At 58.3% G+C, this 24,714-nt stretch carries 23 protein-coding genes, 1 tRNA gene and 2 pseudogenes; 9 read left to right on the forward strand and 17 right to left on the reverse strand.

Translation table 11 applies throughout. From position 1 onward, the window contains the following. Positions 1-23 precede the first annotated feature (23 nt). The 9 genes and pseudogenes from rraA to CFter6_RS13685 form a co-directional block, all read right to left on the reverse strand. On the reverse strand, positions 24-518 hold the full coding sequence (gene rraA / locus CFter6_RS13645) for a ribonuclease E activity regulator RraA (RefSeq protein WP_061540397.1): 495 nt from the start codon (positions 516-518) through the stop codon (positions 24-26). Between the two features lie 32 nt (positions 519-550). After that, positions 551-2,347: a sensor domain-containing diguanylate cyclase gene (locus tag CFter6_RS13650; protein WP_236904264.1), complete on the reverse strand. Its 1,797-nt coding sequence runs from the start codon at positions 2,345-2,347 to the stop codon at positions 551-553. 260 nt (positions 2,348-2,607) lie between these two features. Continuing rightward, a complete protein-coding gene (gene clpB / locus CFter6_RS13655; RefSeq protein ID WP_061540399.1) occupies positions 2,608-5,211 on the reverse strand; it encodes an ATP-dependent chaperone ClpB in 2,604 nt (867 codons plus the stop codon). A gap of 114 nt (positions 5,212-5,325) precedes the next feature. Further along, a complete protein-coding gene (locus CFter6_RS13660; RefSeq protein WP_041741861.1) occupies positions 5,326-5,547 on the reverse strand; it encodes a hypothetical protein in 222 nt (73 codons plus the stop codon). Between the two features lie 240 nt (positions 5,548-5,787). Continuing rightward, positions 5,788-6,276, reverse strand: a complete 489-nt coding sequence (locus CFter6_RS13665; RefSeq protein ID WP_061540400.1) for a molybdenum cofactor biosynthesis protein MoaE — start codon at positions 6,274-6,276, stop codon at positions 5,788-5,790. A gap of 33 nt (positions 6,277-6,309) precedes the next feature. Continuing rightward, the gene (moaD, locus tag CFter6_RS13670) at positions 6,310-6,567 is read right to left on the reverse strand and encodes a molybdopterin converting factor subunit 1 (protein ID WP_061540401.1); all 258 of its coding nucleotides are present in this window, start codon (positions 6,565-6,567) and stop codon (positions 6,310-6,312) included. A 30-nt stretch (positions 6,568-6,597) separates the two neighbouring features. Next, positions 6,598-7,817 (reverse strand): annotated as a pseudogene (locus tag CFter6_RS13675) (molybdopterin molybdotransferase MoeA). 32 nt (positions 7,818-7,849) lie between these two features. Beyond that, positions 7,850-9,309: pseudogene (thrC, locus tag CFter6_RS13680) on the reverse strand (threonine synthase). A 128-nt stretch (positions 9,310-9,437) separates the two neighbouring features. Next, complete coding sequence (locus CFter6_RS13685; protein ID WP_061540402.1) at positions 9,438-9,689, reverse strand: DUF2164 domain-containing protein; 252 nt, start codon at positions 9,687-9,689, stop codon at positions 9,438-9,440. Between the two features lie 298 nt (positions 9,690-9,987). On the opposite strand from CFter6_RS13685, the gene gmk reads away from it, so the two are divergent. From gmk to CFter6_RS13700, 3 genes are read left to right on the forward strand one after another with little or no spacing between them, the layout of a single operon-like run. Continuing rightward, positions 9,988-10,632, forward strand: a complete 645-nt coding sequence (gene gmk / locus CFter6_RS13690) for a guanylate kinase (protein ID WP_014006294.1) — start codon at positions 9,988-9,990, stop codon at positions 10,630-10,632. 42 nt (positions 10,633-10,674) lie between these two features. Next, a complete protein-coding gene (gene rpoZ, locus CFter6_RS13695) occupies positions 10,675-10,878 on the forward strand; it encodes a DNA-directed RNA polymerase subunit omega (RefSeq protein WP_014006295.1) in 204 nt (67 codons plus the stop codon). A gap of 33 nt (positions 10,879-10,911) precedes the next feature. Further along, entirely contained in the window at positions 10,912-13,197 is a 2,286-nt protein-coding gene (locus tag CFter6_RS13700; protein ID WP_061540403.1) for a RelA/SpoT family protein, read from the forward strand. A 27-nt stretch (positions 13,198-13,224) separates the two neighbouring features. Here CFter6_RS13700 and CFter6_RS13705 read toward each other — a convergent pair whose 3' ends face one another. Further along, entirely contained in the window at positions 13,225-13,704 is a 480-nt protein-coding gene (locus CFter6_RS13705) for a DUF1178 family protein (RefSeq protein WP_061540404.1), read from the reverse strand. Positions 13,705-13,783: 79 nt separating this feature from the next. Further along, positions 13,784-14,617, reverse strand: a complete 834-nt coding sequence (locus CFter6_RS13710; protein WP_061540405.1) for an isocitrate lyase/PEP mutase family protein — start codon at positions 14,615-14,617, stop codon at positions 13,784-13,786. 265 nt (positions 14,618-14,882) lie between these two features. On the opposite strand from CFter6_RS13710, the gene CFter6_RS13715 reads away from it, so the two are divergent. Continuing rightward, positions 14,883-15,230 carry a hypothetical protein gene (locus tag CFter6_RS13715; protein ID WP_150118767.1) on the forward strand — a complete coding sequence of 116 codons (348 nt, stop codon included), beginning with the start codon at positions 14,883-14,885 and terminating at the stop codon, positions 15,228-15,230. Positions 15,231-15,261: 31 nt separating this feature from the next. Here the strand turns inward: CFter6_RS13715 and CFter6_RS13720 are convergent, their stop codons facing one another. Then, positions 15,262-15,576, reverse strand: a complete 315-nt coding sequence (locus CFter6_RS13720) for a hypothetical protein (RefSeq protein ID WP_236904265.1) — start codon at positions 15,574-15,576, stop codon at positions 15,262-15,264. A 169-nt stretch (positions 15,577-15,745) separates the two neighbouring features. Beyond that, positions 15,746-16,255, reverse strand: a complete 510-nt coding sequence (locus CFter6_RS13725) for a hypothetical protein (RefSeq protein ID WP_236904266.1) — start codon at positions 16,253-16,255, stop codon at positions 15,746-15,748. Between the two features lie 73 nt (positions 16,256-16,328). Between CFter6_RS13725 and CFter6_RS13730 the strand changes: the two genes are divergently transcribed. Then, positions 16,329-16,571 carry an H-NS histone family protein gene (locus CFter6_RS13730; protein WP_061540409.1) on the forward strand — a complete coding sequence of 81 codons (243 nt, stop codon included), beginning with the start codon at positions 16,329-16,331 and terminating at the stop codon, positions 16,569-16,571. A gap of 93 nt (positions 16,572-16,664) precedes the next feature. On the opposite strand, the gene CFter6_RS13735 is transcribed toward CFter6_RS13730, so the two are convergent. Further along, a complete protein-coding gene (locus CFter6_RS13735) occupies positions 16,665-19,313 on the reverse strand; it encodes an autotransporter serine protease (RefSeq protein ID WP_236904267.1) in 2,649 nt (882 codons plus the stop codon). A gap of 676 nt (positions 19,314-19,989) precedes the next feature. On the opposite strand from CFter6_RS13735, the gene CFter6_RS13740 reads away from it, so the two are divergent. The 3 genes from CFter6_RS13740 to CFter6_RS13750 all read left to right on the forward strand — a co-directional run bounded on the left by CFter6_RS13740 (position 19,990) and on the right by CFter6_RS13750 (position 21,146). Beyond that, positions 19,990-20,340: a DUF805 domain-containing protein gene (locus tag CFter6_RS13740; protein WP_061540411.1), complete on the forward strand. Its 351-nt coding sequence runs from the start codon at positions 19,990-19,992 to the stop codon at positions 20,338-20,340. 54 nt (positions 20,341-20,394) lie between these two features. Beyond that, positions 20,395-20,928 (forward strand): cysteine hydrolase family protein, encoded by a 534-nt coding sequence (locus CFter6_RS13745; protein ID WP_061540412.1) that lies wholly within the window; start codon positions 20,395-20,397, stop codon positions 20,926-20,928. Between the two features lie 131 nt (positions 20,929-21,059). Continuing rightward, positions 21,060-21,146: transfer RNA gene (locus tag CFter6_RS13750), tRNA-Leu, on the forward strand. A 115-nt stretch (positions 21,147-21,261) separates the two neighbouring features. On the opposite strand, the gene CFter6_RS13755 is transcribed toward CFter6_RS13750, so the two are convergent. Beyond that, positions 21,262-21,705: a DUF2846 domain-containing protein gene (locus CFter6_RS13755; RefSeq protein ID WP_061540413.1), complete on the reverse strand. Its 444-nt coding sequence runs from the start codon at positions 21,703-21,705 to the stop codon at positions 21,262-21,264. Positions 21,706-22,300: 595 nt separating this feature from the next. Between CFter6_RS13755 and CFter6_RS13765 the strand changes: the two genes are divergently transcribed. Next, entirely contained in the window at positions 22,301-23,023 is a 723-nt protein-coding gene (locus CFter6_RS13765) for a hypothetical protein (RefSeq protein ID WP_061540415.1), read from the forward strand. A gap of 101 nt (positions 23,024-23,124) precedes the next feature. On the opposite strand, the gene CFter6_RS13770 is transcribed toward CFter6_RS13765, so the two are convergent. Next, complete coding sequence (locus CFter6_RS13770) at positions 23,125-24,066, reverse strand: hypothetical protein (RefSeq protein WP_061540416.1); 942 nt, start codon at positions 24,064-24,066, stop codon at positions 23,125-23,127. A 76-nt stretch (positions 24,067-24,142) separates the two neighbouring features. Then, on the reverse strand, positions 24,143-24,556 hold the full coding sequence (locus CFter6_RS13775; RefSeq protein ID WP_061542370.1) for a PPC domain-containing DNA-binding protein: 414 nt from the start codon (positions 24,554-24,556) through the stop codon (positions 24,143-24,145). Between the last annotated feature and the right edge of the window lie 158 nt (positions 24,557-24,714).

Consider the following 24,714-nt stretch of genomic DNA (forward strand, 5'->3'; position numbering starts at 1 on the left):
AGTTGCCGATTTGATATTCCGGCTTACAGCAGTTTTTGGCTGGCCACCAGCACACCGTCGGCATCGGCATAGATCCATACGCCCGGGGTCACCGTCACGCCGGCAATGGCGACGCTGACGTCGCGCTCCCCTACTCCCTTGCGCACGCTGCGCTGCGGATGGAGCGCCAGTGCGCGCACGCCGATATCGCAGGCATTCAATTCGGCCGAATCGCGCACGCAGCCGTTGACGATGATGCCGGCCCAGCCGTTCTTTTGCGCCAGCACGCCAAGGTTGCCGCCGACCAGCGCGCAACGCAGGCTGCCGCCGCCGTCGATCACCAGCACCTGGCCGTCGCCCGCGGTTTCCAGCGTGCTGCGCACCAGCACATTGTCTTCATGGACTTTCAGGGTGCGCGCCGGGCCGGAAAATGCCTGGCGCCGGCCGAAGGAGATGAATACCGGCGGCAAGACCGCCAGGGCGGCCGTACCGAGCTTGTCTTCGTTGGCATCGCATAAATCGCAGGTAGAAAAAGTCATTGCATCTCCGTCGCAGTGCAGCCAGGAAAAGATCAGTCGTCCGAGGAAAACGTCAGGCCGCCGAATTTCTTGACACTATACATCCGCTTATCGGCCACCTTCAACAAGGTTTCCAGGTCGAGGCCGTCGGCCGGATACAGGGCGCCGCCGATGGAAGCGCCGATCTGGCAATGTTCGCCGTTGCTCATCAAGATCGGCTTGTTCAATACCGCATAGATCTTTTCCGCGATCGCCAGCGCCGACTCTTCGTCGGCCACGCCAGGCAGGTACACGATGAATTCGTCGCCGCCGAAACGCGCGACCTCGTCTTCCTTGCGCAAGGTGTTTTGCAGGCGCAGGCCGACTTCGATCAGGACCCGGTCGCCCTCGTCATGGCCGTAATGGTCGTTGACCTGCTTGAACTTGTCGAGATCGACGAACAGCACGGCGAAACGGAACAGATGCGGTTCGACGTCGGTGCGCCGGCGAAATTCGATCTGCGCGATCAGGGAATCGCGATTGAGCAGGCTGGTCAGGCGATCCGTGCGCAGGTTTCGCTCCATCTCCTGGAAGCTTTGCGCCAGTTCGCCGATCTCATCCTTGCGGTCGATATTCAATTTGGCGAATGGCCGGCCGCTGCCTATGCTGCGCACCGCCAGCGTCAGCTTGCGGATATCGCGCAGGACCCAGCGCAATATCGCGTAACCGAACAACAGCGCCAGCAGGATCACTACCAGGCCCAGGTACAAGCTCTTGTAGACGCTGGAATTGACCGCTCCCCAGAAATCGGAACGCGGCAAGGCGACCACCGCCACCCACTCCAGTCCGGCCGCATCGCGATGGATTTGCGCCGCCACTTCGATCTGCCCGTATTTGCTGGGGAATGCGCCGACGATCAGCTTGCCTGGCTTGGGCGGGCTGGCGGCCGAAGCCGCTATCGGATCGGCAACCGGCGCCGTTTCCCGGTGTTTCTGCAGATAGTTTTGCACCAGCTGCCAGCTCTGGCGCATGAAAGGTGCGGCAACATTTTTCAGATTGTTCCTGATGTGCTGGTTCTGGGCGCCGTTGCGCGGCGCAAATGCGCCTTCGCCGTTGGAAGTAATAACCAGGTCGCCGTTGGGTTCCGCCACGAAAGCGACTCCGTTCTTGTCCATCGGCAACGTCTGCAGATATTCCCGCAGCGGCCGCAACGACAGCTCCCTGGCCACCACGCCAAGCACCTCCTGGTCGCCGTCGTATACCGGCCGCGCCAGCATCAGCACCGGCTCGCTGCTGGCGGCATCGATGAACACCGGCGACCATATGTCTTTGCGCTGGCTGACGGCAGCCTGGTACCAGTTTTGCTCGCGCGGCTCGTAGTTTTCCGTCTCTAGCAAGATCTTTTCCGTGGCAGGACCGCGGCTGCGATACAAGTGGGTGGGACCTTCGCCCGCACCCCTCAGCCTGACCCGGAACTCATTGGCGGCGATGCGGCGGATGCCGACATAATGGCCATCGACGCCGGCAAAGCTGATCAGGCTGCCGACAGTCGGAAACAGGCCGCTGGCAATCCACATGCGTTCTTCCAGGCGGCCGACGCTGGCTGGAAACGGGATCGGAGTCGGGGTCTTGTTGACGGCGCCTGCGACCTGATCGGGCGCGACTACCCGCAACGCCGCGCCGGCATCGAACAATTGCCTGTTGATTGCGCTGTCAATGCCCCCCATCATGTCCGCCAGAACCTTTTGCGACAACGCATCGGTGGCGTCCTGGCCGGTTTGATAGAGCAGCCAGCCGACTGAAACGGCCAGACACAGCAGCAGCGCTGCAAACGGCAAAATGAATAAGCGTTGCAGTGACGTTCGCTTCAAATTTGCCTCGAAATTACAATAATCGGCGCCTGGCTTCTGGAAAGTACCCTCGCATCTTTGCATACCGCAAAAATGCTTGTTGCCGTCGCGATCTACAATTGAATGCACAATTCATAACATTCGCCTGCAACCCGCCAATACGGACTATGAGCATAGACCTAAAAAAAGGCCACACGGCATCGCCATGTGACCTTTAATTCATAAAGCAACACGTTCAAGCCTGCCGCGATTCTACCTGTTTGCGTCTGTAAAATCTGAGCTTAGATTGTCACTTTGAACACTATCTCACCATTGTTAACATTTATGTGAATGATGTCCTTCGGACCGAACTTGCCTTCGAGAATCAATTTCGACAAAGGATTCTCGATCTGCTGCTGGATCGCGCGCTTCAACGGCCGCGCGCCATACACCGGATCGAAACCTGCTTCGGCGATCTTTTGCAGGCCGGCTTCCGAAATCACCAGGCCCATGTCCATTTTCGCCAGCCGCCGTTCGAGGATCTTCAGCTGGATCTTGGCGATAGCGCCGATGTTCTTCTCGTCAAGGGCATGGAACACCACGATTTCATCGATGCGGTTGATGAACTCCGGCCGGAAATGGTTCCTGACTTCAGCCATCACCTCCATCTTCACCACGGCTGGATCGCTGCCCTCCATCGCCTGGATCCGATGCGAGCCCAGGTTCGAAGTCATCACGATCACCGTGTTCTTGAAATCCACGGTGCGGCCTTGGCCATCCGTCATGCGGCCGTCGTCCAGCACCTGCAGCAGCACATTGAATACGTCCGGATGGGCTTTCTCGATTTCATCCAGCAGTATCACGCTGTACGGCTTGCGGCGCACCAGCTCGGTCAGGTAACCGCCCTCTTCGTAGCCGACATATCCAGGCGGCGCACCGATCAGGCGTGCGACCGAATGTTTTTCCATGAATTCGCTCATGTCGATGCGGATCAAGGCATCGGTGCTGTCGAACAGGAAACCGGCCAGGGCCTTGCACAGCTCGGTCTTGCCGACACCGGTCGGCCCGAGGAACATGAATGAGCCGTATGGCCGGTCAGGATCGCTCAACCCGGCGCGCGAGCGGCGGATCGCATCCGACACTGCGACGATCGCTTCGTTCTGGCCGACCACGCGCTTGTGCAGCTCGTCCTCCATCTTGACCAGTTTGTCGCGCTCGCCCTGCAGCATCTTGGACACCGGAATGCCGGTAGCGCGCGAGACAATCTCGGCAATTTCGTCGGCGCCGACCTGGGTCCGCACCAGCTGCGGCTTGCCGTCCGGATCCGGGTACGCGGCCGCCAGCGCATCCTGCCTGGATTGGGTTTCCAGCGCTTTTTCCAGCTCGTTCAGCTTGCCGTACTTCAGCTCGGAAACTTTTTGCCAGTCGCTGTTGCGCGTCGCTTCGTCGATTTGCAGGCGCAGCTTCTCGATCTCTTCCTTCAGATGTTTGCTGCCCTGGGCGCTGGCCTTCTCGGATTTCCAGATTTCCTCGAGGTCGGCATATTCGCGCGACAGTTTCTCGATTTCTTCCTCGATCAGGGCGAAGCGCTTTTGCGAAGCCTCATCCTTCTCGCGGCGCACTGCTTCGCGCTCGATCTTGAGCTGGATCAGACGGCGGTCGAGCTTGTCCATCACCTCCGGCTTGGAGTCGATTTCAATCTTGATCTTGGCCGCAGCCTCGTCGATCAGGTCGATCGCCTTGTCCGGCAGGAAACGGTCGGTGATATAGCGATGCGACAATTCCGCCGCCGCGACAATCGCCGGATCGGTGATTTCCACGCCATGGTGGACTTCGTATTTTTCCTGCAAGCCGCGCAGGATTGCAATCGTCGCTTCGACACTAGGCTCGTCCACCAGGATTTTCTGGAAACGCCGTTCCAGCGCCGCGTCTTTCTCGATGTACTTGCGGTATTCATCCAGCGTGGTGGCACCGACGCAATGCAGCTCGCCGCGCGCCAGCGCAGGTTTCAGCATGTTGCCGGCATCCATCGCGCCTTCCGCCTTGCCGGCGCCGACCATGGTGTGCAGTTCGTCGATGAAAACAATGGTTTGCCCTTCGTCCTGGGCGATTTCCTTGAGCACCGCTTTCAGCCGCTCTTCGAATTCACCGCGGAATTTTGCGCCGGCCAGCAAGGCCGCCATGTCGAGCGACAGGACGCGCTTCGATTTCAAGCTGTCCGGCACTTCGCCATTGACGATCCGCTGCGCCAGGCCTTCCACGATCGCAGTCTTGCCGACGCCCGGCTCGCCGATCAGCACCGGATTGTTCTTGCTGCGCCGCTGCAGCACCTGGATCGCGCGCCGGATTTCATCGTCGCGGCCGATCACCGGATCGAGCTTGCCGAGGCGCGCCCGTTCGGTCAGGTCCAGGGTGTATTTTTTCAGGGCTTCGCGCTGACCTTCGCCATCCTGGGAAGCCACGTTGGCGCCGCCGCGCACTGCCGTAATCGCTGCTTCCAGCGCCTTGCGCGTCAGGCCGTTTTCACGCGCCAGCCGGCCGGCGTCTGACTTGTCGTCGAGCAGCGCCAGCAGCAGCATCTCGCTGGCGATGAACTGGTCGCCGCGTTTTTGCGCTTCTTTATCCGCCAGGTTGAGCAATGCCAGCAGCTCGCGCCCTATCTGTACTTCGCCGCCGGCGCCGCTCACCTTGGGCAGGCGTTCCAGCGCGGCTTTCAGGCCGGTTTCCAGGGCGGCGACGTTGACGCCCGCCCGTTGCAGCAGCGAAGTGGCGCTGCCGTCGTCCTGGTTCAGCAGCGCGATCAGCGCATGGACCGGATCGATGTATTGATTGTCGTTGCCGACGGCCTGGCTCTGGGCATCGGCAATCGCTTCCTGCAGTTTTGTGGTTAATTTATCGAAACGCATGGTTCCTCCAAAATATCTAATGGGTAGAAAATTGGGACAGACCTGCTGATTTCAAGTTAGACGATAAAAAGCCCTTCACAGAGGAAGGGCTGGCATGGCATCCGTAAAACCGGACTATTTGATGTGCGTGGCCATGAAGTAGGTCACGGCTACCAGCGCAGAACCGAAGCCGCAGACAAACGTCACCAGCCGCCAGGTCTGGTCCGTCATTTCCCTGTGCATGTCGGCGCTGGTGGCGGTCTGGTCCAGGCGCGTTTCTATCCGCGCCAGCCGGTCGCGCGCTTCAGTGACAAAGTCAGTGACACATTCTTCAAGTTTCAGAACCCTGGTTTCCATGTTTTCATCATAGCCACCGCCGTCGCCGCCGTCAAATGATCGCCTCTGCGGATTTTTTGTTTTGTTTACCTCTTCTCGCAGATAAACAGCTTTAGACCTAGCTTCCATCGCCAGTCTCCCCATATCGAGTCATCCCAGCCAATGTATTTTCTTTTTATCAAGAAGTCTTTAAGAGACGTCCTAAATCAGAAAACCAAGGCGCGATAAGTCGCAAAACCGATATGCCGACCGCCAGCCAGCTCACTTCTTGCTTTCGCGCATAGGCAGCGGCAAGGCGTCCTGCTCCCATTTGGCCAGCGCCTCGTCGTCGGTGCTGCGGGCGTCAATCCAGCGCGCGCCTTGTTCCGTGTGTTCCTTTTTCCAGAACGGCGCTGCGGTTTTCAGGTAGTCGATGATGTATTCGCAGGCGGCGAAGGCATCGCCGCGATGCGCCGAACTCACCGCTACCAGCACTATCTGGTCCAGCGGCAGCAAGGGGCCGATGCGGTGTATCACCAAGGCGTCGAAGATGTCCCAGCGTTGTTTGGCCTGTTCGACGATGGCCGCCAGGGCTTTCTCTGTCATGCCGGGATAATGCTCCAGCTCCATCTGGGCGACGGCGCTGCCATCGTTCAGATCGCGCACGGTGCCGAGGAAGCTGACGACAGCGCCGATCTTGGGATTGGACAGCCGCAGCTGCGCCAGCTCGGCGGCAAAATCGAAATCCTCAGCCTGAACACGGATGGGCATAGTCAAGACCTCACGGACAACAACAAACCAGGATCAGCCGCCGGTGACCGGCGGGAAAAAAGCCACTTCGCCGCTCTCGGCCAGGGCTGTATCGGCGCTCGCCAGTTCCTGGTTGAACGCCATGCGCAGGGAGCGCCCCTCAGCCAGCACCTCGGCCCAGACCGGGCCGCGTGTGCGCAAGAAAACACGCAACTCGCCGACGGTAGCGATCGAAGCCGGCAACTCCAGCGTTTCTTGCGACAGGTTGAGCGCCTCGCGGATACTGGCAAAAAAGCGCAGCTGGATTTTCATTACATTCTCTTTTTCAAGCAAATACAAGTTTTACAGTAGAGCAGAAAACGGCAGGAAGCGCAGCGCATCGCCCTTGGCGATGGTTTTTCCGGCCGGATTATCGACCAGGCCGTCGCCCCAGACGGTGGAAGTCAGTACACCCGAACCTTGCTGCGGGAACAGGTCGAGGCCGCCGCTGGCGTTGATTCTTGCGCGCAGAAATTCCTGGCGGCGGTCGGCCTTGGGCCAGTCGAAATCGGCGCGCATGGCGATTGCCTGCGGCGCCAGCCCGCTTGCCGCCACCCCTTGCTGGTGCAGGATGAAGGGCCGCACAAAGATCAGGAAGGTGACAAAACTGGATACCGGATTGCCGGGCAAGCCGATAAAGAAGGCAGTGCCGCCCGCGGCGCGGCGGACTTCGCCGAAGGCTAGCGGTTTCCCGGCTTCATGGCGATCTGCCACATGTTCAGGCGCCCTTCCGCCTCCACCGCCGGCTTGACATGATCTTCCTCACCGACCGACACGCCGCCCGAGGTAAGGATCAAATCATGTCCTTGCGCGGCAACGCGCAGCGCCTCGCGGGTTGCTTCGCGGTTGTCGGGGACAATGCCGTAATCGCTGATTTCGCAGCCCAGGTTTTCCAGCAGGCCGCGCAAGACGAACCGGTTCGAGTTATAGATGGCGCCCGGCTTCAATGGCTGGCCGGGCATGGCCAGTTCGTCGCCGGTGAAAAACACCGCCACCCGCAGCTTGCGCAGCACCGGCAATGTTTCCAGGCCGACCGAGGCCGCCAGGCCGAGATGCTGCGGCCGCAGGCGTGTACCGGCAGGCAGGATCACGCTGCCGCTGCGGATATCTTCACCGGCGCGGCGCACCCATTCGCCGGCAGCCGGCGCATGTTTGATGAGGACTGCATCGCCGTCGGCCTCGCACATTTCCTGCATGACCACGGCATCGGCGCCTTCCGGAATCATGCCGCCGGTAAAGATGCGGGCGGCAGTGCCGGCCTGCAGCGGCGCACCGACATGGCCGGCGGGAATCCGCTGCGAGATGGGTAACCGCGCAGCACCGCCGGCGCAATTCGCGGCGCGCACTGCATAACCGTCCATTTGCGTATTGTCCGCCGGCGGCACGTTGAGCTGGGAAACCTGGGCATCCGCCAGTATCCGGCCGTTGGCGGACAGCGTCGGGATCCGCTCTGCGGCGGTGCTGTCAACCAGCGGCCGCGGCGCCGCCAGCAGTATATCGAGGGCTTCGTCGACAGATAACATCGGAGGTTTTTGCATGTCTGGTCGCAGCCGGCTTACAGGCCGGTATGGCCGGCGATGAAAGTCTTCACCTGCGCCACGTCGGCCGCCATCACTTCGAAGCGCTGCGGCAGCGCTTCTATGTTTTCAAAACCGGCCGGGCGCTCGGCGTCGCGCCCCAGCGCTTCGCGGATGGTTTCGTTGAACTTGGCCGGCAAGGCGGTTTCCAGCACGATCATCGGCACGCCCGGGACCATGTATTCGCGCGCCACCTTGACGCCGTCGGCGGTGTGGGTGTCGATGGTGACGCCGTAACGCTGTTCGATATCGCGGATGGTAGCTAACCGGTCCTGATGGGTCGACTTGCCGGACTGGAAGCCGAAACGGCCGATCTTGGCAAATTCATCGCCATCGCTGCCGGGCCGCCCGCCAGGCTGAAGCCGCCCGCGGTTTCCACCTTGTGGAACAAGGCGCGCACGCGCTCGCTGTCGCCATCCAGCAAATCGTGGATGAAGCGTTCGAAATTGGAAGCCTTGCTGATATCCATGCTGGGGCTGCTGGTGTGATAGGTCTCGGCCGACTTGCGCACGCGGTAGATGCCGGTGCGGAAAAATTCGTCGAGCACGTCGTTCTCGTTGGTGGCCGCCACCAGCTTATCGATGGGCAAACCCATCATGCGTGCGATATGCCCGGCGCAGATGTTGCCGAAATTGCCCGACGGAACTGTGAACGATACCTTCTGGTCGTTGCTGGTGGTCGCGCTCAGGTAGCCGCGGAAGTAATACACCACCTGCGCCACCACGCGCGCCCAGTTGATCGAATTGACGGTGCCGATTTTCTGGCTGGCCTTGAAGGCGTGGTCGTTGGATACCGCCTTGACCATGTCCTGGCAATCGTCGAACACGCCTTCGACCGCGATATTGAAGATGTTCGGATCCTGCAGGCTGAACATCTGCGCGGTCTGGAATGCGCTCATCTTCTTGTGCGGCGACAGCATGAAGACGCGTATGCCTTTTTTGCCGCGCATCGCATATTCCGCCGCGCTGCCGGTATCGCCGGAGGTAGCGCCGAAAATGTTCAGCTTGGCGTCGTTCTTGGCCAGCGTATATTCGAACAGGTTGCCCAGCAGCTGCATCGCCATGTCCTTGAAGGCGAGCGTTGGACCGTTTGACAGCCCTTGCAGCAGCAGCTTGCCGCCGTCCTTTTCTTCCAGCACGCGCAAAGGTGTGATCTGGCCGGCGTCTTCGCCCGCCCGCGCATTGCGGTACACCTCGGCGCTGTAGGTCTTGTGCGCCAGGGCCTTCAGATCGGCCGCCGGCACATCGGTGGCAAATTTCTTCAACACTTCAAACGCCAGGTCGGCATAAGACAGGCCGCGCCACTGATCCAGCTCGGCGCCGGTGACTTGCGGATATTTTTCAGGCAGGTACAAACCGCCATCCGGGGCCAGGCCGCCTAACAGGATTTCGGAAAAATTTTGAGCAGCTGCGTGGCCGCGAGTCGAAACATAATGCATATTGTGGATGGCGTTATTTAAAATTGCGGATCAGGATCAGAATCTGGTTACAAGCTGCTGCTTGCATTATAACGTTCGCTGCCATGCTGCTGTCAGCTTTGCATAGGCGATGCAAGTGGTTGCCCGGCTTATTTTTTCTTCCAGTAGTCGCCGGTCTCTTCGTAGCACTCGACCGCCAGGTCCGAGACTTTCGCCTCCATGTGCGCCTGTGCATCGGCAATCGCCTGGTTATAGATGCCGGGGCCGATCACCCGCAGGCAGAAGTCGAGCAGCATGCCGGCTTTCAGGTCGCCGATCGGCTCGTCCATGTTTTCGTTGAAATAGCGCTGGATGGCCCCAATCAGGTCTTTCTGCTCGCTTTGCTGCAATTTGATCGCCATGGGCTGTTCCTTGTCATCTGTACATCGCCAAAGCGCAACGTCCGAAGCGCCGGGCTTTTTTGAAAACCCATAAATGTACACCATGGTCCGGGCAACCGTTATCACACAGCCAATATACCCGCCGTTTGTCCTATGGGGGAAAGATACAAATCGGCGCTGCAGCCTTATTGCCGCGCTGATACAATGTCACTCTTATATACAAGTATGTTAAATATACTTGTAGCTTGCATATTATTCGACTGTCATGACACCACCACTTATACCTGCATCACCAAACGAACTGCTGGCCGGTTCCGCCATGCCGGACGAACATCCCATGTCCGGCAGCCTGTTCATGGTGGTAGCACCTTCCGGCGCCGGCAAGTCGACGCTGGTCAACGCCCTGCTGGCGCAAGAACAAGCCATCAAGCTGTCGATCTCCTACACCACGCGGCCGCCGCGGCCGGGTGAACAGGACGGCCGCGAGTATCATTTCACTACCGTCGAAGACTTCCGCGCCCGCCACAAACAAGGCGAATTCCTGGAATGGGCCGAAGTCCACACCAATTATTACGGCACTTCGCGCCTGGCGATTGCCGAGCAGATGCAGTCCGGCACTGACGTTTTGCTGGAAATCGACTGGCAAGGCGCGCAGCAGGTAAAGAAGCAGTTCCCGCACGCGGTCGGCATTTTTATCCTGCCGCCGTCGATTGCAGCGCTGGAAGACCGCCTGAAAAAGCGTGGCCAGGATGAGCCGCAGGTCATTACACGCCGCATCCTTGCCGCCGGCGGCGAAATCGCCCACGCTCCCGAGTTTGAATATGTTATTATTAATCAAGAGTTTGCATCTGCTCTGTCGGAATTAACAGCGATCGTCAAAGCCACTCGCTGCCGCTTTTCCCAGCAGGCAGTGCGCAACGCGTCCTTGTTTGCCCAATTAGGCATACACGCCAATTTAAGTTAATATTAAGTCAACACCCTGCAATACCGTTTTTCCGGAGAATATATGGCACGCATCACCATCGAAGATTGTTTGAAACAGATTCCTAACCGCTTCCAGCTGACGCTGTCCGCGACTTATCGCGCACGCCAGCTGCTGCAAGGCCATACCGCCAAGATTGACGCTAAAGACAAGCCAACCGTAGTCGCCCTGCGTGAAATCGCTGCCGGCAAGATCGGTATCGAAATGCTGAAAAAGGTACCTGGTTAACCATTAACATCATGCGGCTGATAACTATCAAGTATGAACCTGACATCTCCAGATTCAAGCCTGTCATCAGCCGCAACCACTAAAAAACGGGCGGCTTCCCCCCGCTCAGCCAGAAAACCCGCGAACACTCCTCCCTTGCCAGATCACCAGCCCGTGCTTCAACCCGGCGTTGCCTCGATCACGCACCTGACCACCAAGCTTGCCGAATACCTGACTCCAGCCGAGCTGAAGAAAGTCAAGGAAGCGTATCGTTTTTCGGATGAAATGCATCTGGGCCAGATGCGCAAATCCGGCGAACCCTATATCTCGCATCCAATTGCGGTCGCCGAAATCTGCGCCGACTGGAAGCTCGACGCGCAAGCCATCATGGCTGCCCTGCTGCACGACGTCATGGAAGACCAGGACGTCAAGAAAGACGAGCTGATCGAACGCTTCGGGGCGCCGGTGGCGACTTTGGTGGATGGTTTGTCGAAGCTGGACAAGATCGAATTCCAGAGCCAGATCGAAGCCCAGGCCGAAAATTTCCGCAAGATGCTGCTGGCGATGGCGCGTGACGTACGCGTGATCCTGGTCAAGCTGGCCGACCGCCTGCACAACATGCGCACGCTGGGTGTGATGATCCCGGAGAAGAAACGCCGCATTGCGCGTGAGACCATGGAGGTCTACATCCCGATCGCGCATCGGCTCGGCCTCAACAATATCTACCGCGAACTGCAGGAACTGGCGTTCTCGCATCTCTATCCGCTGCGCCACCGCACCCTGGCCAAGGCCGTCAAGGCGGCGCGCGGCAACCGCCGCGAGGTGGTCAGCAAGATCCTGGAATCGGTCAGCACCACGCTGGCGGCGACCGGCATCAATGCGCAGATAGACGGCCGCGAGAAGAGCCTGTTCGGCATTTACCGCAAGATGCACAACAAGCACCTGTCGTTTTCCCAGGTGCTGGATGTTTACGGCTTCCGCATCGTGGTCGACACCTTCGCCAACTGCTACCTGGCGCTCGGCACCCTGCATGCGCTATACAAGCCGATGCCTGGCAAGTTCAAGGATTACATCGCGATTCCCAAGCTGAACGGCTACCAGTCGCTGCACACCACGCTGATCGGCCCTTACGGCACGCCGGTCGAATTCCAGATCCGCACCCAAGACATGCATCGCGTCGCCGAATCCGGTGTCGCCGCGCACTGGCTGTACAAGGATGAGGAAGGCAATCTGAGCGATTTGCAGCAGCGCACCCATGCCTGGCTGCAGTCGCTGCTCGACATCCAGAAACAGACCGGCGATTCAGCCGAGTTCCTGGAGCACGTCAAGGTCGACCTGTTCCCCGATTCGGTTTATGTGTTCACGCCGAAGTCGAAAATCATCGCCCTGCCGCGCGGCGCCACGGCGCTGGATTTCGCCTACACCATCCATACCGACGTCGGCGACCAGACCATCGCCGCCAAGATCAACCACGAACCGGCGCCGCTGCGCACCGAGCTGCATAACGGCGATATCGTCGAAATCATTACCTCGCCCAGTTCGCGCCCGAGTCCCAACTGGCTCAGCTTCGTACGCACCGGCAAGGCGCGTTCGGCCATCCGCCATCACCTGCGCACCATCAACCTGGGCGAGTCGGTGGAGCTCGGCCAGCGGCTGTTGTCGCAGGCGCTGGCGATGCTCAACCTGAATCCGGTGCTGGCGCCTATCGTGGTCGACCGCCTGCTCAATGAATCCAGCGCCAAGTCGCTCGATGAGATCTATGCCGACATCGGCGTCGGCAAACGCATGGCGACCCTGGTGGCGCGCCACATCATGGGCTTGCTGGAAAACGAACCGCTGGTGACGCCGCTGCTTGACATGGAAGGCGTCGCCGCCCCGGGCAAGATGGATCCGGTGGTGATCTATGGCAGCGAAGGCGTGTCGGTGCAGCTGTCGCCATGCTGCCAGCCGATTCCGGGCGACCATATCACCGGCCAGCTGAAACGCGACCAGGGCCTGGTGGTGCACGCCGAAGACTGCACTATCGCCAAACGCCAGCGCAACAAGGATCCGGACCGCTGGATTGAAGTACTGTGGGGCGAAGACCTGAACCGCCGTTTCGATTGCCGCATCAAGGTGCTGGTGCATAACGACAAAGGCATCCTGGCCCGCGTCGCCGCCGAAATCGGCGATTCCGACGCCAACATCATCTACGTCAACATGGATGACGACAAGGACCAGCTGATGACCCAGCTGATCTTCACCATCCAGGTCGAAGACCGGATCCACCTCGCCAGGCTGATGCGCAACGTGCGCCGCATCCGCGGCGTCACGCGGATCCTGCGCGACCGCAGCGGCTAAGTTGCCTGCGCTGCAATCGTAAACGGCTTATTGCAGCGTCTGCTTGTGCGGGACCGGCAGCGGCAACTGGAAAACCTCGATACCTTCTTCCGCCAGCTCCTCGCACTGCTCTGGCGACGCCACGCCGCGAATCCCGTGCTCCGGAACTTCCTTGTAGTGGATCCGGCGCGCTTCCTCGGCAAAACCTTCTCCGACATCCTCAGTGTTTTCCATGACGTGGCGCGCCATGTCCTGCAGCCGCTGTTTAAACTGCGCCGCCGCAGGTGAATGCGAATGCTTGTTCCCAGCGCCGGTGGTATCAGGTCGGGCCGCGTCCGGCCGGGCTGCGCCAGGTTTGGCGGCGGACAAATTCAAATGCGGGGCAGACGGAAGTTTGCCGACCTTGAAGCTGTCGCATACCGGGCAGACAATCTGCTGTCCGGCAGATTGCGAGACAAAATCCTCCTCGGAAGCAAACCAGCCTTCAAAGCGATGATTCTGTTCGCAACCTAGGTTGTAGACTTTCATGGTGGGCGGCAATTCTTCAGCACGGAAAAGCAAGGATCTTACACTAACCAGCATATAACTTATTATCAGCGCCTGCTGCTTAAAGTTTACCCGCTGCCTGCAGCATCTCGCTGACCCGGCGTGTACTCACCGCCTCTTCGCCGTAGGTAAACGTGCCATGCTCACGCATCTCTTCAGCTGCGCGTATGAATGCCCCTAATGCGGCGCGCGCCAGAGAACCGCCGACGCTGACCCGCTTGACGCCGATTGCGGCCAGTTCCTGCAAGCTGAGTTGCACGCCCTGCAGTCCCATCACCACGTTCACCGGCTTGTCCAGCGAACTCACTACTGCCGCGATCTCTTCTTGGCTTTTCAGGCCTGGCGCGTACAGCACGTCGGCGCCGGCTTCCTGGTAAGCCTGGAGCCGCTTGATGGTGTCTTTCAGATCGGCCCGGCCGGCCAGGTAATTTTCCGCCCGCGCAGTCAACGTAAATGGAAAATCCAGGCCGCGCACCGCTTCCGCCGCTGCACGCACGCGCTCTGCCGCAAGTTCCAGCGCATAAATCGGATCGTCGCGATTGCCGCTGGCGTCTTCGATGGAACCGCCGACAATGCCGGTGACGGCAGCCAGCCGGATAGTCTCTGCCACTGTCGCCGGCGCCGCGCCGAAACCATTCTCCAGGTCGGCGCTAAGCGGCAGCTCGGTAGCGGCGGCCAGCTCGGTCAGATGCGCCATCATCTGATCGCGCCCGATGCCGCCATCCAGCTGCCCGCGCGAAAAGGCAAAACCGGCGCTGGTGCTGGCCAATGCTTCGAAACCGAGCAAAGCCAGCAGCCTGGCGCTGCCGATATCCCACGGATTGGGAATGATGAAAGCCCCTTCCCGTTTGTGAAGCTGCTGAAACATACGCGCTTTTTCAACCTGAGATTGCATCCAATACCTCTGCTAGAAAATCATCGGCAAGGAATTTTTCACGCGAAAAATTCTTGCCTATTGCCAATTCATATCAGTAACTACAGTGTCATCCAGGCACAAACATTACCACCGGCAACTACTTTGCGCAGCACGCCGCCCAAGACGCCCGAAAAAACACGATGGGTAGCGAATCTCTATTAGCTTACCGGCGATTTGTTTCCTAGAATGAAATCCAGAAGGGAATTGCAGTTGTTGGATCTGGAGCGGCAAATCAGGGGGCAATATGGGGAAAATACTACTAGTGCTGGTACTGGCGGGCTTGGCTGCTGCAATGCCGAACCGGGCCGTTGCCGACGCCGGCCCGGGAATTGCCGGAACCGCGCCGTTTTATGCGCCGCCGGCGTTATATGGGGCAGAACTGCATCCGGCGCCGCTATTCCATCCGCCAGCCGCCATGACCGTGGCGCCGGTCTGGCGCGAACGCAATGAATGGGAAAAACGGCGCGTCGAACAATGGGCCGAGATCGAGCGGCATCGCCAGGAATGGCGAGAAACCCATGGCAGCGATGCCAGCGGCATGCCGATCCGCAGCGATGCCGCGCACGGTCCGACCTCCTCCGGCAATTTCTGACAGTTGCCGGATGGGCTAGCGCCAAGTCCTGTCAGAAGCGCGGCAAATCGGCCAGCGTGCGCCCGGACGCATCGTGGCCGGCAATGCCGATGCCTTCGATACCGTGCTCGTGGATTACCAGTGCGATGTTAGGGCCGCGCACGATTTTCCCGTCGACGGCAAATGCTGTCGCCACTTCGTCGCCGAAATGCAGGGCGTCGACCACCAGGCTGACGTCCTGTTCAGAAGTCTTATGCTCCCACCCGATAGAACCGTCATCCTTCGACTTGGCCCGTCCCCAGCGCACTTCTTCAACCCGGTCGCCGGCGACATTAAAACGAACCGCTTCGATCATATGAATGGACATGCATTTCTCCGGGATAGAAAGTCGAATGGATTTTTGCTTCATGGTACCCGCCCTGCCAACCGGCAGCAAGGTGCCAAATGAAAATTTGCCGACGCATGGCCGTCATGCATGCGCGCATAAAAAACGCCGCTCAAGGGAGCGGCATTTTTTTGTGCGGCGTGTGATCGGATCAATACGGCGCATCGTCAGGGGCAACCCGCAGCCAGCCGCTCGGGCAAGCCGGCACATCGGGATAATAGCCGGGAGGATCATTACAGTAGTAACTGTAGTTGGCCTCGGGCTGGACATACATCAACGGCGCCGCATCGGGATAAAAAAACGGGTCGCGATAAACTGGCGGCCAGAAAAAAGGACCGCCTATGATGATCCGGCCGCGTCCATGGAAATCGCGAAACCGATGGAAACCGTGGCGAGCCTGGTAGCCGCCGCCATGATTCATGCCGCTGCCATTGCCGTGAAAACCGCCACCTCCGCGAGCCCCGTGGTTCTGCGCAAGCGCAGAACCGCTGGCAGCACTTAGCATCAGCGCGGCGGCCGCAAACCATAAAACCATGAATTTTTTCATAGCGACACCTTTTACTTCCCGTGCCGTCGCAACGACAGCACAAACTGCCTTCCTGTATTCAATATAGATTGTGCAATACAAAGGGTAACTACAAATCGGTAAGGTTTGCAACAAGCTGTATCATTCCATCGCATTACACGGTTACGGTATACTTGCCCGTCCCAAACGCAGAAAGAAAGCAATTGAAATGACGACATACAAAGAGCTGCAAGCACAAATCGAGCAATTGAGAAAGCAGGCGGAAGAACTGCGCCAGGCCGAAATCGCGGACGTCATTACCGAAATAAAAACCAAGATGCAGGAATACGGTATCACAGGAGCGGATCTGGGACTGATGGGCAAGAAGCGCATCATGAAAACCAGCCCTGCGATGGAAGCGGAAACGCCAGCGCCGGCACACACCGATGCGCCGGCCAGCAGCGAAATGTAAGGCAGGACAGGTTTCACACCAGATTGCTGTCGTTGACGGACAAAGGAATTTTCAAGATATCCGTCAATGACAGCCGTCACTCAGATACTCTAATCAATCGAGCCCGAAGCGCAGCCCCAGCGCCAGCACGTTGTTGCGTAACCCGCCATTGCCCAGCTGCGCATCGTAGTTCAGGTACCAGCCCCAGCGGCTGTCGACCGCCGTACTCAAGCCCAGTCCCGCCCAGCCGCTGCTGCGCGCCAGCCCTATCCCCTGCACCGTGAAGCGCGCCGCCGGCGCTCCCACATACGCCGCCCCGAAATCCAGGCTGCCCTCGCTGAACGCATGCTGCCACGCCGCGTATGCCTGCAGCACACTCATGCCGCCAGCCCATTGGAAACGGCTCTCGCCGCGCACCCCCAGCAACCCCGCTGTCTGTTTGTAGACCTGGCTCTCGGCCGTCAAGCCGAACACTCCGCCGCTTTCCGTAAAACCGCCGCGCTTGAGACGGTCGTAGGCCAGGCCGACATAGGGCGTCAGCCGCAGGTCCGCCGACAGCGGCAGTCCATAACCGCCCTCCATATAGGCTGACCACAGGCTATCGGTGTGGCTGGCGCCCAGGTCCTGCTCGGTATTGCCGATCAGCGCCGTGCGCGTCACCGTGCTGTCGATGCTGGCCACTCCCGCCCGGCCCGACACATAAGCGCCGCCGTCGCCGAAGCCATGGCGGCCATACAGCGAGACGCCGGTACTGTGCCCCTTGCCCTGGCCGCCGAGGCGGTCGAAACTGGCCTTACTGTCCGCATACGCCAGCGCCGCGCCGCCGATGGTGTACGTACCGAGCCGGGTATCGACGCCGAACTGCCCGCCCCATAAGGAGGTGTCGCCGCTGGCATAGCCGCTCTGGTTCAGCTTGCCCGAGGCGCCGATGGCGCTGACCCACAAGCCGGCGCCGTCCTGCCCTTCCGCCTGGTTGCCCAAAGCCGCCAGCCGATTGCCCAAGTCGCGATTCAATGCCTGCGACTGCTGGAAAGTGAGCGCCTGGGCCGAGGCGTGGATCTGTCCCGACAGGCTGTCGAGCACCTGTCCTGCCACCGCGACGCTGGCGCTCTTCTGCAGGGCAGCCGCACTGGCCAGGAATGTCCCGTTGGCCCCCGTCACCTTGCCGCTGGCGACCATCTGGTCCGCCGCCTGCAGTCCGGTCTCCAGGTTGGCTGCCGCATTATTGCGGGTGGCATCCCCTTTAAACGCAGCCGCAGCCATGGTGGCGACATTGGTGCGGCTGATATGCAGGTCCACTTCCCTGGCCTGGTAGGACAGGTTCGCTGCAATGAACACGCCCGGCGTAAAACCGACGCCATCGGCCTCGAAGCTGATATCGCTGAATTGGCCGCTGACCCCGCCCGCGGCGGTGAGCACCTTGCCGCTCACCCCTACCTGCTGGGTCACATACCCGGACGGATCCGTGCTGCCGCCGGGGGTGGTGGCGACCAGGTGCGAATTGCCCAGGATCGCCGCACCGCCCACCGTCAAGGTGCTGTTGAGCTGGTTCGCCAGCACCGCCCCTGGCGTGGCGACGTAGTTGCCGGCGATGGTGAGACCGGCGCCGCTGCTGTCGACCCGGCCATTATTGTTGACATTGCCATGGATGCGGCCGCCATCGCCGCCCAGCCGGCCCAGTGCGCTGACATTGACGCTGGAGGCCACCGAGCCGGTGATGTTCAGCCGGCCGCCCAGGATATTGCTGGCGCCCTGGTAAGTATTGGCGCCGGCCAGGGTCAGTTGCCCGCTGCCGCTCTTGTTCAAGCCGGCGTCGCCGCCGATATCGTTCTTGAACACCGAGGAAACGTTATCGAAGGCGATGTTCACATTCGGTCCCAGCGCCAGCCGTGCATCGAACAGCGCCGGGCCGTTGACCGCCTTGCTCGCGTTCAGCAAGCCCCAGCCGTAGGTGGCGGTATCGTGCATGTCGGTCGCCGTCGACAGGATGGTCTGGCGGATCAGGTCGGCGTTCATCCAGGGATAGGCCTGCTGCACCAGGGCCGCCGCGCCGCTCACCGCCGGCGCCGCGAACGAGGTGCCGAAGACCCGCGTGCCGCTGCTGCTGGAGATGAAATCGCCGGCTGCCGCCAGGCACCAGTTGGCGGCCACGCCGCAGCGGTTGGCGTAGCTGGAAATGCCCCCCGGCACGGTATCGCTGGCGCTATAACCATTGCTGCCGCCGGCGGCGTTGACCGCGGTGACCGCCAGCCAGCCGCTTTGCAGATCGCCGAACAGGGATGGCAGGCTGGCGTTCAGATTCGGTTGCGCCGCGCCGTCATTGCCGGTGGACCAGATGAACAGTCCTTGCTGCGCCACATAGGGCTGGTACAAACCATGCAGGGCCAGCGCCTGGCCGACCGAGGCGCCGGTGGCGCTGATGCCGTTGGACTGGTTGAAGATCCGTACGCCCTTGGCGAACAGGTCCTGGTAGATCTGGTTATTGAGCAGCAGGCTGTTGCCGGTGGTGCCGGCCGCCGCCGCTTGCACGAAGACGCCGGGAGCGACGCCCAGGGTACTGCCGGCCAGGGCCTGCGCCACTTCCGTGCCGTGCATGTTGCCGTTGGCGCCGCCGCTGCTGTAGACGGTCTTGCTGATGCGTCCGGCCAGCTGGGTATCGCTGACATCGAAGTCGGTATCGACCACGCCGACCGTGATGCCGGCGCCGGTCATGCCCTGGGCGCGGGCGGCCTGGAGATTGCTGGGATCGAGTACGTTGAGCATCGGCGGCGGCAACACTGGCGGCGTCACTACCGGCGGTGTGATGGCGCTGCCGCTATTGGATGGAGGTGGCTGTGCTAGAACTGGAGGAACAACCGGCGGCGTGCTTGGAGCCGGCGTAGCAGGCGGATTGGGATTGCTGCTGCCGCCTCCCCCGCCTCCGCATCCAGAAATAATTGCTGACACGGCAACAAAAATAGCAGATAAGGATCCCTGACGAGACATTGCTTTGCCCATGACGCCCCTCCATGTGTGCTTCAACTTCAACCCGATCAACGATCGATATATCGGCCTACTGCATTCACATACTCAGTTGCGTATCCTCAGCTTGAATCTGTTTTTTTATTTCTGTACGGCAATTTATTATGCGCCCGTTTGGTGCAACATCCATTCATTTTTATTTATTTTGAGAAACTGTTTCTTTATAGATACATTTTTATTGTGACAATGAAAATACACAAGACACACCCAGGCGATAAAACCGAGGGAGGCTTTTGTCTGCGGACACAGGCCTGCGCTGTTCCGGCGACATGGGGAGATTTAAAGGGAGTTTGTGATACACCAACATTTTGACGAGATGACCAAGGCTTTTGTTATTATTACCCTCTGGTAATCTTACCGAAACCCATGGACGCCGCCACAAGCGCGCACCCATGCCAACAAACCATAGGGGATAGAAATGACGTTTACGGAATCGATCAAAGTCTGCTTTTCCAAGTACGCCGACTTCAACGGCAGGGCTTCGCGCTCCGAGTATTGGTGGTACGTGCTTTTTATCGTCCTGGCTTCGTTCGCAACCGGTGCAATCAACGACAAGCTGAGTATCCTCTTTTCCGTTGCGACCCTGCTGCCATCGATTGCAGTCGCAGCACGGCGCCTGCATGATACGAACCGCAGCGGCTGGTGGCAGCTGATCGGGCTCATCCCCGTCATTGGCTGGATCATCATCATCTATTTCCTGGTCCAGGAAGCAAAAGAACCCAACAATTTCGGCGCGGCAGTGCCTGCCCCGAATCTTCCGGAAACCTGAAACCGATGCCGGGAATCCTCTCGGGATTCCCGGCCCACGCACCTGCAGGAAACCATGAAATCCGCTCTACTCGTCATCGATGTCCAGCAAGCTTTGTTTGATGAAACGCCGCGCCCGTTCGAAGCCGATGCAGTCGTGGAGCGCATCAATAGCTTGACCGCCAGCGCCCGCGCCGCGGGGGTTCCCGTAGTCTTCGTCCAGCATGAGGCCAGTGACCTCGAATACAACTCCGCAGGCTGGCAGCTCCAGCCTGGATTGCAGTTAAAGGAAGGCGACGCAAAACTGCGCAAGACCACGCCAGACTCCTTCCTGCGCACAGAGCTCGAAGCACTGCTTGCCTCATGGCAGACCGAGCATGTTGTCATCTGCGGCTACGCTTCCGAATTCTGCGTCGACACCACCACCCGCCGCGCCGCCGCCCTCGGTTATCCCGTGACACTGGTGTCCGATGCCCACACCACGCACGACAAGCCGCATGCGACCGGCGAGCAGATACGCAGGCATGAAAATGCAACGTTGCCTAACATCGAAAGTTTCGGCCCCGAAATCAAGGCGATTGCCACTTCCGAAGTACGTTTTGCGGACTAAGACCCTGCGCTGACGAGGATGGATGAGAGATGGTCTTGGCAATGAGAACCTGTTAGAATGCGGCCCTGTCCCGTATCGCAGGCAGTTGCTGTCGATACATGTTTTGCGCGCTTCTTCGAAACCGCAGAATTGCCCGAGTGGTGAAATCGGTAGACACAAGAGACTTAAAATCTCTCGCCGGAAACGGTGTGCCGGTTCGATTCCGGCCTCGGGCACCAAAAACTAAAAGGCCCTCACTGATGAGAGCCTTTTTCATTATTTCCGCAATTCAGGTCTGGATAAAACGGCCTTATCGGTTAACTACGCGCAAGCGGTGTCCTCCCGACCACTCATCTATTTTGTCTCAGCAAGTTTTGTTTCAAGTACGCCTTTCTTCCCTTCATCGACCTCAACCAGATGAAGTTTGTTACGTGCATACAAAACCCCCATCTTTACTTCCTGCCAGACATAATTCAATGTTCCCTGTTTTGTATCTACCTCAAGAGAATCGGTGTTTTCAGCGGTAGATGAAATCACGTGTTTTCCGGGTGTGACTTCTTTGTATAAATATGTTTTTGAAACCGTTTGACCAAGCGGCACACCATCAATCGCCACATCCATTTTAACGGCACTGCCTATACCCTCGTTGCGGTAAATGTAAATACCGGCTTGGTCTGACGGCGCCTGAAATGTTTTTAATGCGGCATCTTGTTTTGGATCACCCATTGGTACAGAGGCACAGCCGACAAGACTCGAAACAATAACGGTAGTAACTAACAGCTTGCCATTGAAATTCATAAACAAATCCTTTGTGGATAAAAATGGTGAGGGCTTTTCAAGAAGCTAAACAACAATTTTTCTTTCTACTGCATCATCTTTTTGAATTAGCTCACAGCGAATCAACATGAATACATGTTTTATTGCTGGAAATCCAAATAACTCAATAATTCCTAAAAGGTTAAAAACGCAATTTTTTTCTTTTTAGAAACATTTCCAGCTTTATGCGTATTAACAAATTATTTAGTTATCAAATATTATAAATGTAAATTTTTTAATTTTGTTGCATATTTACACTATTCTCGTAGGTACTGAACTAAGCACCAAAATCGAAGGAAACCACTTCTAATTCATGAAGAAGCGCGGCGATATTGTGCAATCACTTTTCTTTTGCTCCGCAAAACACATCTATAGCGGTATGACGCCGGACCGCCTCATGACAATCGCGCCCACAGTAATAGAAATTATATTTTCCATACTGAAACATGTTATCTTGTTCGCAATAGCCCACACAGCTTTTCATGGGATTGCCTTGAATATTTTGACCATCGCAAGTTGTCCTAATCGTTGAATTCAAGCACCCGAACGTACTGCTCACGTAAATGGAGTGATCGTCATGAAGTCACACGTGTTGACATTGATAGCGATTGCAATTCTCTCGCTTTCCGGCTGCACTTCTCCTCCCATGCAGGACGGGAGGGACAGCTTCTCCAGCTTGCTCAAGTCTTATTCGTTCGAAGAACTAAGCCCTCCGTCCAGAATCCCCTCACCGGGAACTGTCATTCGCGTCAACTCGATACAACCTTTGAATTACAACGTGGTTTGTTCTGCCAATGAAGCATTCGGAAATGAATGGGCCGCCAAAATCATTTCTTCTGACACGACCGACATCAACGTTCACGCACTGACGGATCGTAAATTCAGCGTCGGCGTCAGTTATCTTTCTCTTCTGTCCGCGTCAGCATCGGCAGGGAAAGTCAGCGACATAAAAATGCAACTGAGTAATGCCAAACTTCTTCTCATTACCTCAGCCTCAGCGAGATCAGGTATAGCGGAAAAAAACTGCCTGTTTGCACTCAATTTCAAAGGGCAGCGTCTTGCCGGCGAAATAACCATGGTTACTTCTGCGCTGCAAGCGGATGTTGAATATTCGGTGGAATTTAAACAGGATGCATCGTTGACTCTGGATGCGAAGATGGAGTTACTTCGAAACATTGCTGGCAAGCTTGGCGGAACGTTGGCAAACGATTCTTCAGGCACCGTCAGAGGAACAAATCTCTTCTGGGGCATAAAGCGTGACCGGGTCGTGTTTCAACAATATTTGGATGCTCATCAATGATTGCCGCTGTTCTTGGGCAAGACATCCGCCGAGCATTTCTTGATTGGGCTCGGAGCCATCCGGACGAAATTTGGGCCGTATCTATTAGCGACAACGTCGAACTATTGCGCCTCATAAAACTTCATTTTCTCCGACCACTGAAATGTCTGCCTTGACTTGCCGCCCCTCTCGCGCAATTGCAGATCGTGAAAGCCGCCGGTAACACCGGACAGGACCACGAGCGAGTTGCTGCCCTCCGACACATCGTGACTACGGGTCCCGTCCTTGTGCCATTCACCGGCAAGCGTCTGGTTGAACATCATTGGCTGCGCAAATACGACACGTAGCGACTTGCCCTCAATATGAAAAAGATACAAGGCTTCAAACGAGGCGCCGCCGCCGGCGTAGCTCTCGAACCATCCTGCCCGCACACCGAATGCGTAATCACCGTCCCGCAACAGATAAGGTGCCAGGTCAAAACGCTGCCAGTTCTGCGGCAGGCCCACAACTGCCCCCTTGCCATCTCCGGAATCAATGGTTGGTGGCACATCGATGCTGCCGGCGGTGCTCCAGTCAGTCGGAACCGCGACAGGCGCATCGGTGCGGGCGACAAGCCGCGGCACACTGTCAGCGCCACGCTCAAATACACCGAACCAGATCTCGTTATCTCTACCTTCGTCAAATCCCGCGCAATCACCCACCGGATATCTCTGAGCGGTGCCTGTGTGCCCAGGCGATGCCGCCAGGCATACCACACCCACATACATGCCTGGCCGCTGCGGCCACGGTTTTGCACCGGCCAGCACGACGCGATTCGGATCGCGTCCCGGCGCGAGTTGCAGTACCAGGAAATCTTTCGTGAAGCCGTCCGGCAGCTGCTGGCCGAATCCGTCTGGTGCCGGTGCGCCACTCATCTCCCGATCGAAAGCAGCACGGGCGTCGGCCGTCTTGATGGCGCCGCGCACCTTGCTCAGCGAGCGCACCGTAGTATCGGCGCAGGCCGGCATTGCGGATAACGAGCAAACGGCGAGGCACAGCAACAGCCGGGGGAGGAGCATATTCATGGGTGTAATCCGTTCAGGTAAATATAAATGGCATCTTGTCTGCTACGACGCAACGCTTATGACTATTCGTTTGCTGTCAAACGCTGCCTGGACCTGGTTGCTCTCGTATCACCAGTTCATTGAAACCCGAAACCGCATCCGGTTCACGAGCAAAGCTATACTCCGGCAGCAGCGCCAGCAGCAGCTCAGCCGTCGTTCTCACAATACAGCCAGGTGCCACGTGACCACCCAGCACGCGGCCTTCCGCATCGGCGATAGTCATATGGAGATGAACACCGTCGGGCGAGAGCGATCCGCCGAGGGTCAGTATTTCCAGGTCGCCGCGAAATTCAGTCGCCTGCTGCACCTCGGCAAATCGCAGCTGCGCCACGGATAAGCTGCCAATGCCCTGCAGTACGAACGCAGCGCTCACGCCATGTTCGGCCAGCACCGATTCAAGAGCGCTGCGCAGATCCTGTCCGGGATTCAGGCGTAGGGGAAGAGTTTGCATAGTGGCCATTGCGTTAAGTGAATCTAGAATATCTTTGTATCCATCAAAAAAATCAAGCGGAATATTTGTGCTCCTCTGCTCGCCGATTCGCCCGGCAACTTGAGTTACAGCAGCGATTGGACAGGAAGTGTATATTTCCATTGATCTGGAATTCCTGC

The sequence above is a fragment of the Collimonas fungivorans genome (genome assembly GCF_001584145.1).
Classification (GTDB): domain Bacteria; phylum Pseudomonadota; class Gammaproteobacteria; order Burkholderiales; family Burkholderiaceae_D; genus Collimonas; species Collimonas fungivorans.

Coding starts and splice junctions, on each gene's coding strand:
- rraA (WP_061540397.1), bottom strand. CDS start 518: ATGACTTTTTCTACCTGCGATTTATGCGATGCCAACGAAGACAAGCTC.
- clpB (WP_061540399.1), bottom strand. CDS start 5,211: ATGCGTTTCGATAAATTAACCACAAAACTGCAGGAAGCGATTGCCGAT.
- CFter6_RS13660 (WP_041741861.1), bottom strand. CDS start 5,547: ATGGAAACCAGGGTTCTGAAACTTGAAGAATGTGTCACTGACTTTGTC.
- CFter6_RS13665 (WP_061540400.1), bottom strand. CDS start 6,276: ATGCCCATCCGTGTTCAGGCTGAGGATTTCGATTTTGCCGCCGAGCTG.
- moaD (WP_061540401.1), bottom strand. CDS start 6,567: ATGAAAATCCAGCTGCGCTTTTTTGCCAGTATCCGCGAGGCGCTCAAC.
- CFter6_RS13685 (WP_061540402.1), bottom strand. CDS start 9,689: ATGGCGATCAAATTGCAGCAAAGCGAGCAGAAAGACCTGATTGGGGCC.
- gmk (WP_014006294.1), top strand. CDS start 9,988: ATGCCGGACGAACATCCCATGTCCGGCAGCCTGTTCATGGTGGTAGCA.
- rpoZ (WP_014006295.1), top strand. CDS start 10,675: ATGGCACGCATCACCATCGAAGATTGTTTGAAACAGATTCCTAACCGC.
- CFter6_RS13700 (WP_061540403.1), top strand. CDS start 10,912: ATGAACCTGACATCTCCAGATTCAAGCCTGTCATCAGCCGCAACCACT.
- CFter6_RS13705 (WP_061540404.1), bottom strand. CDS start 13,704: ATGAAAGTCTACAACCTAGGTTGCGAACAGAATCATCGCTTTGAAGGC.
- CFter6_RS13710 (WP_061540405.1), bottom strand. CDS start 14,617: ATGCAATCTCAGGTTGAAAAAGCGCGTATGTTTCAGCAGCTTCACAAA.
- CFter6_RS13715 (WP_150118767.1), top strand. CDS start 14,883: ATGGGGAAAATACTACTAGTGCTGGTACTGGCGGGCTTGGCTGCTGCA.
- CFter6_RS13720 (WP_236904265.1), bottom strand. CDS start 15,576: ATGTCCATTCATATGATCGAAGCGGTTCGTTTTAATGTCGCCGGCGAC.
- CFter6_RS13730 (WP_061540409.1), top strand. CDS start 16,329: ATGACGACATACAAAGAGCTGCAAGCACAAATCGAGCAATTGAGAAAG.
- CFter6_RS13735 (WP_236904267.1), bottom strand. CDS start 19,313: ATGCTCAACGTACTCGATCCCAGCAATCTCCAGGCCGCCCGCGCCCAG.
- CFter6_RS13740 (WP_061540411.1), top strand. CDS start 19,990: ATGACGTTTACGGAATCGATCAAAGTCTGCTTTTCCAAGTACGCCGAC.
- CFter6_RS13745 (WP_061540412.1), top strand. CDS start 20,395: ATGAAATCCGCTCTACTCGTCATCGATGTCCAGCAAGCTTTGTTTGAT.
- CFter6_RS13755 (WP_061540413.1), bottom strand. CDS start 21,705: ATGAATTTCAATGGCAAGCTGTTAGTTACTACCGTTATTGTTTCGAGT.
- CFter6_RS13765 (WP_061540415.1), top strand. CDS start 22,301: ATGAAGTCACACGTGTTGACATTGATAGCGATTGCAATTCTCTCGCTT.
- CFter6_RS13770 (WP_061540416.1), bottom strand. CDS start 24,066: ATGAATATGCTCCTCCCCCGGCTGTTGCTGTGCCTCGCCGTTTGCTCG.
- CFter6_RS13775 (WP_061542370.1), bottom strand. CDS start 24,556: ATGCAAACTCTTCCCCTACGCCTGAATCCCGGACAGGATCTGCGCAGC.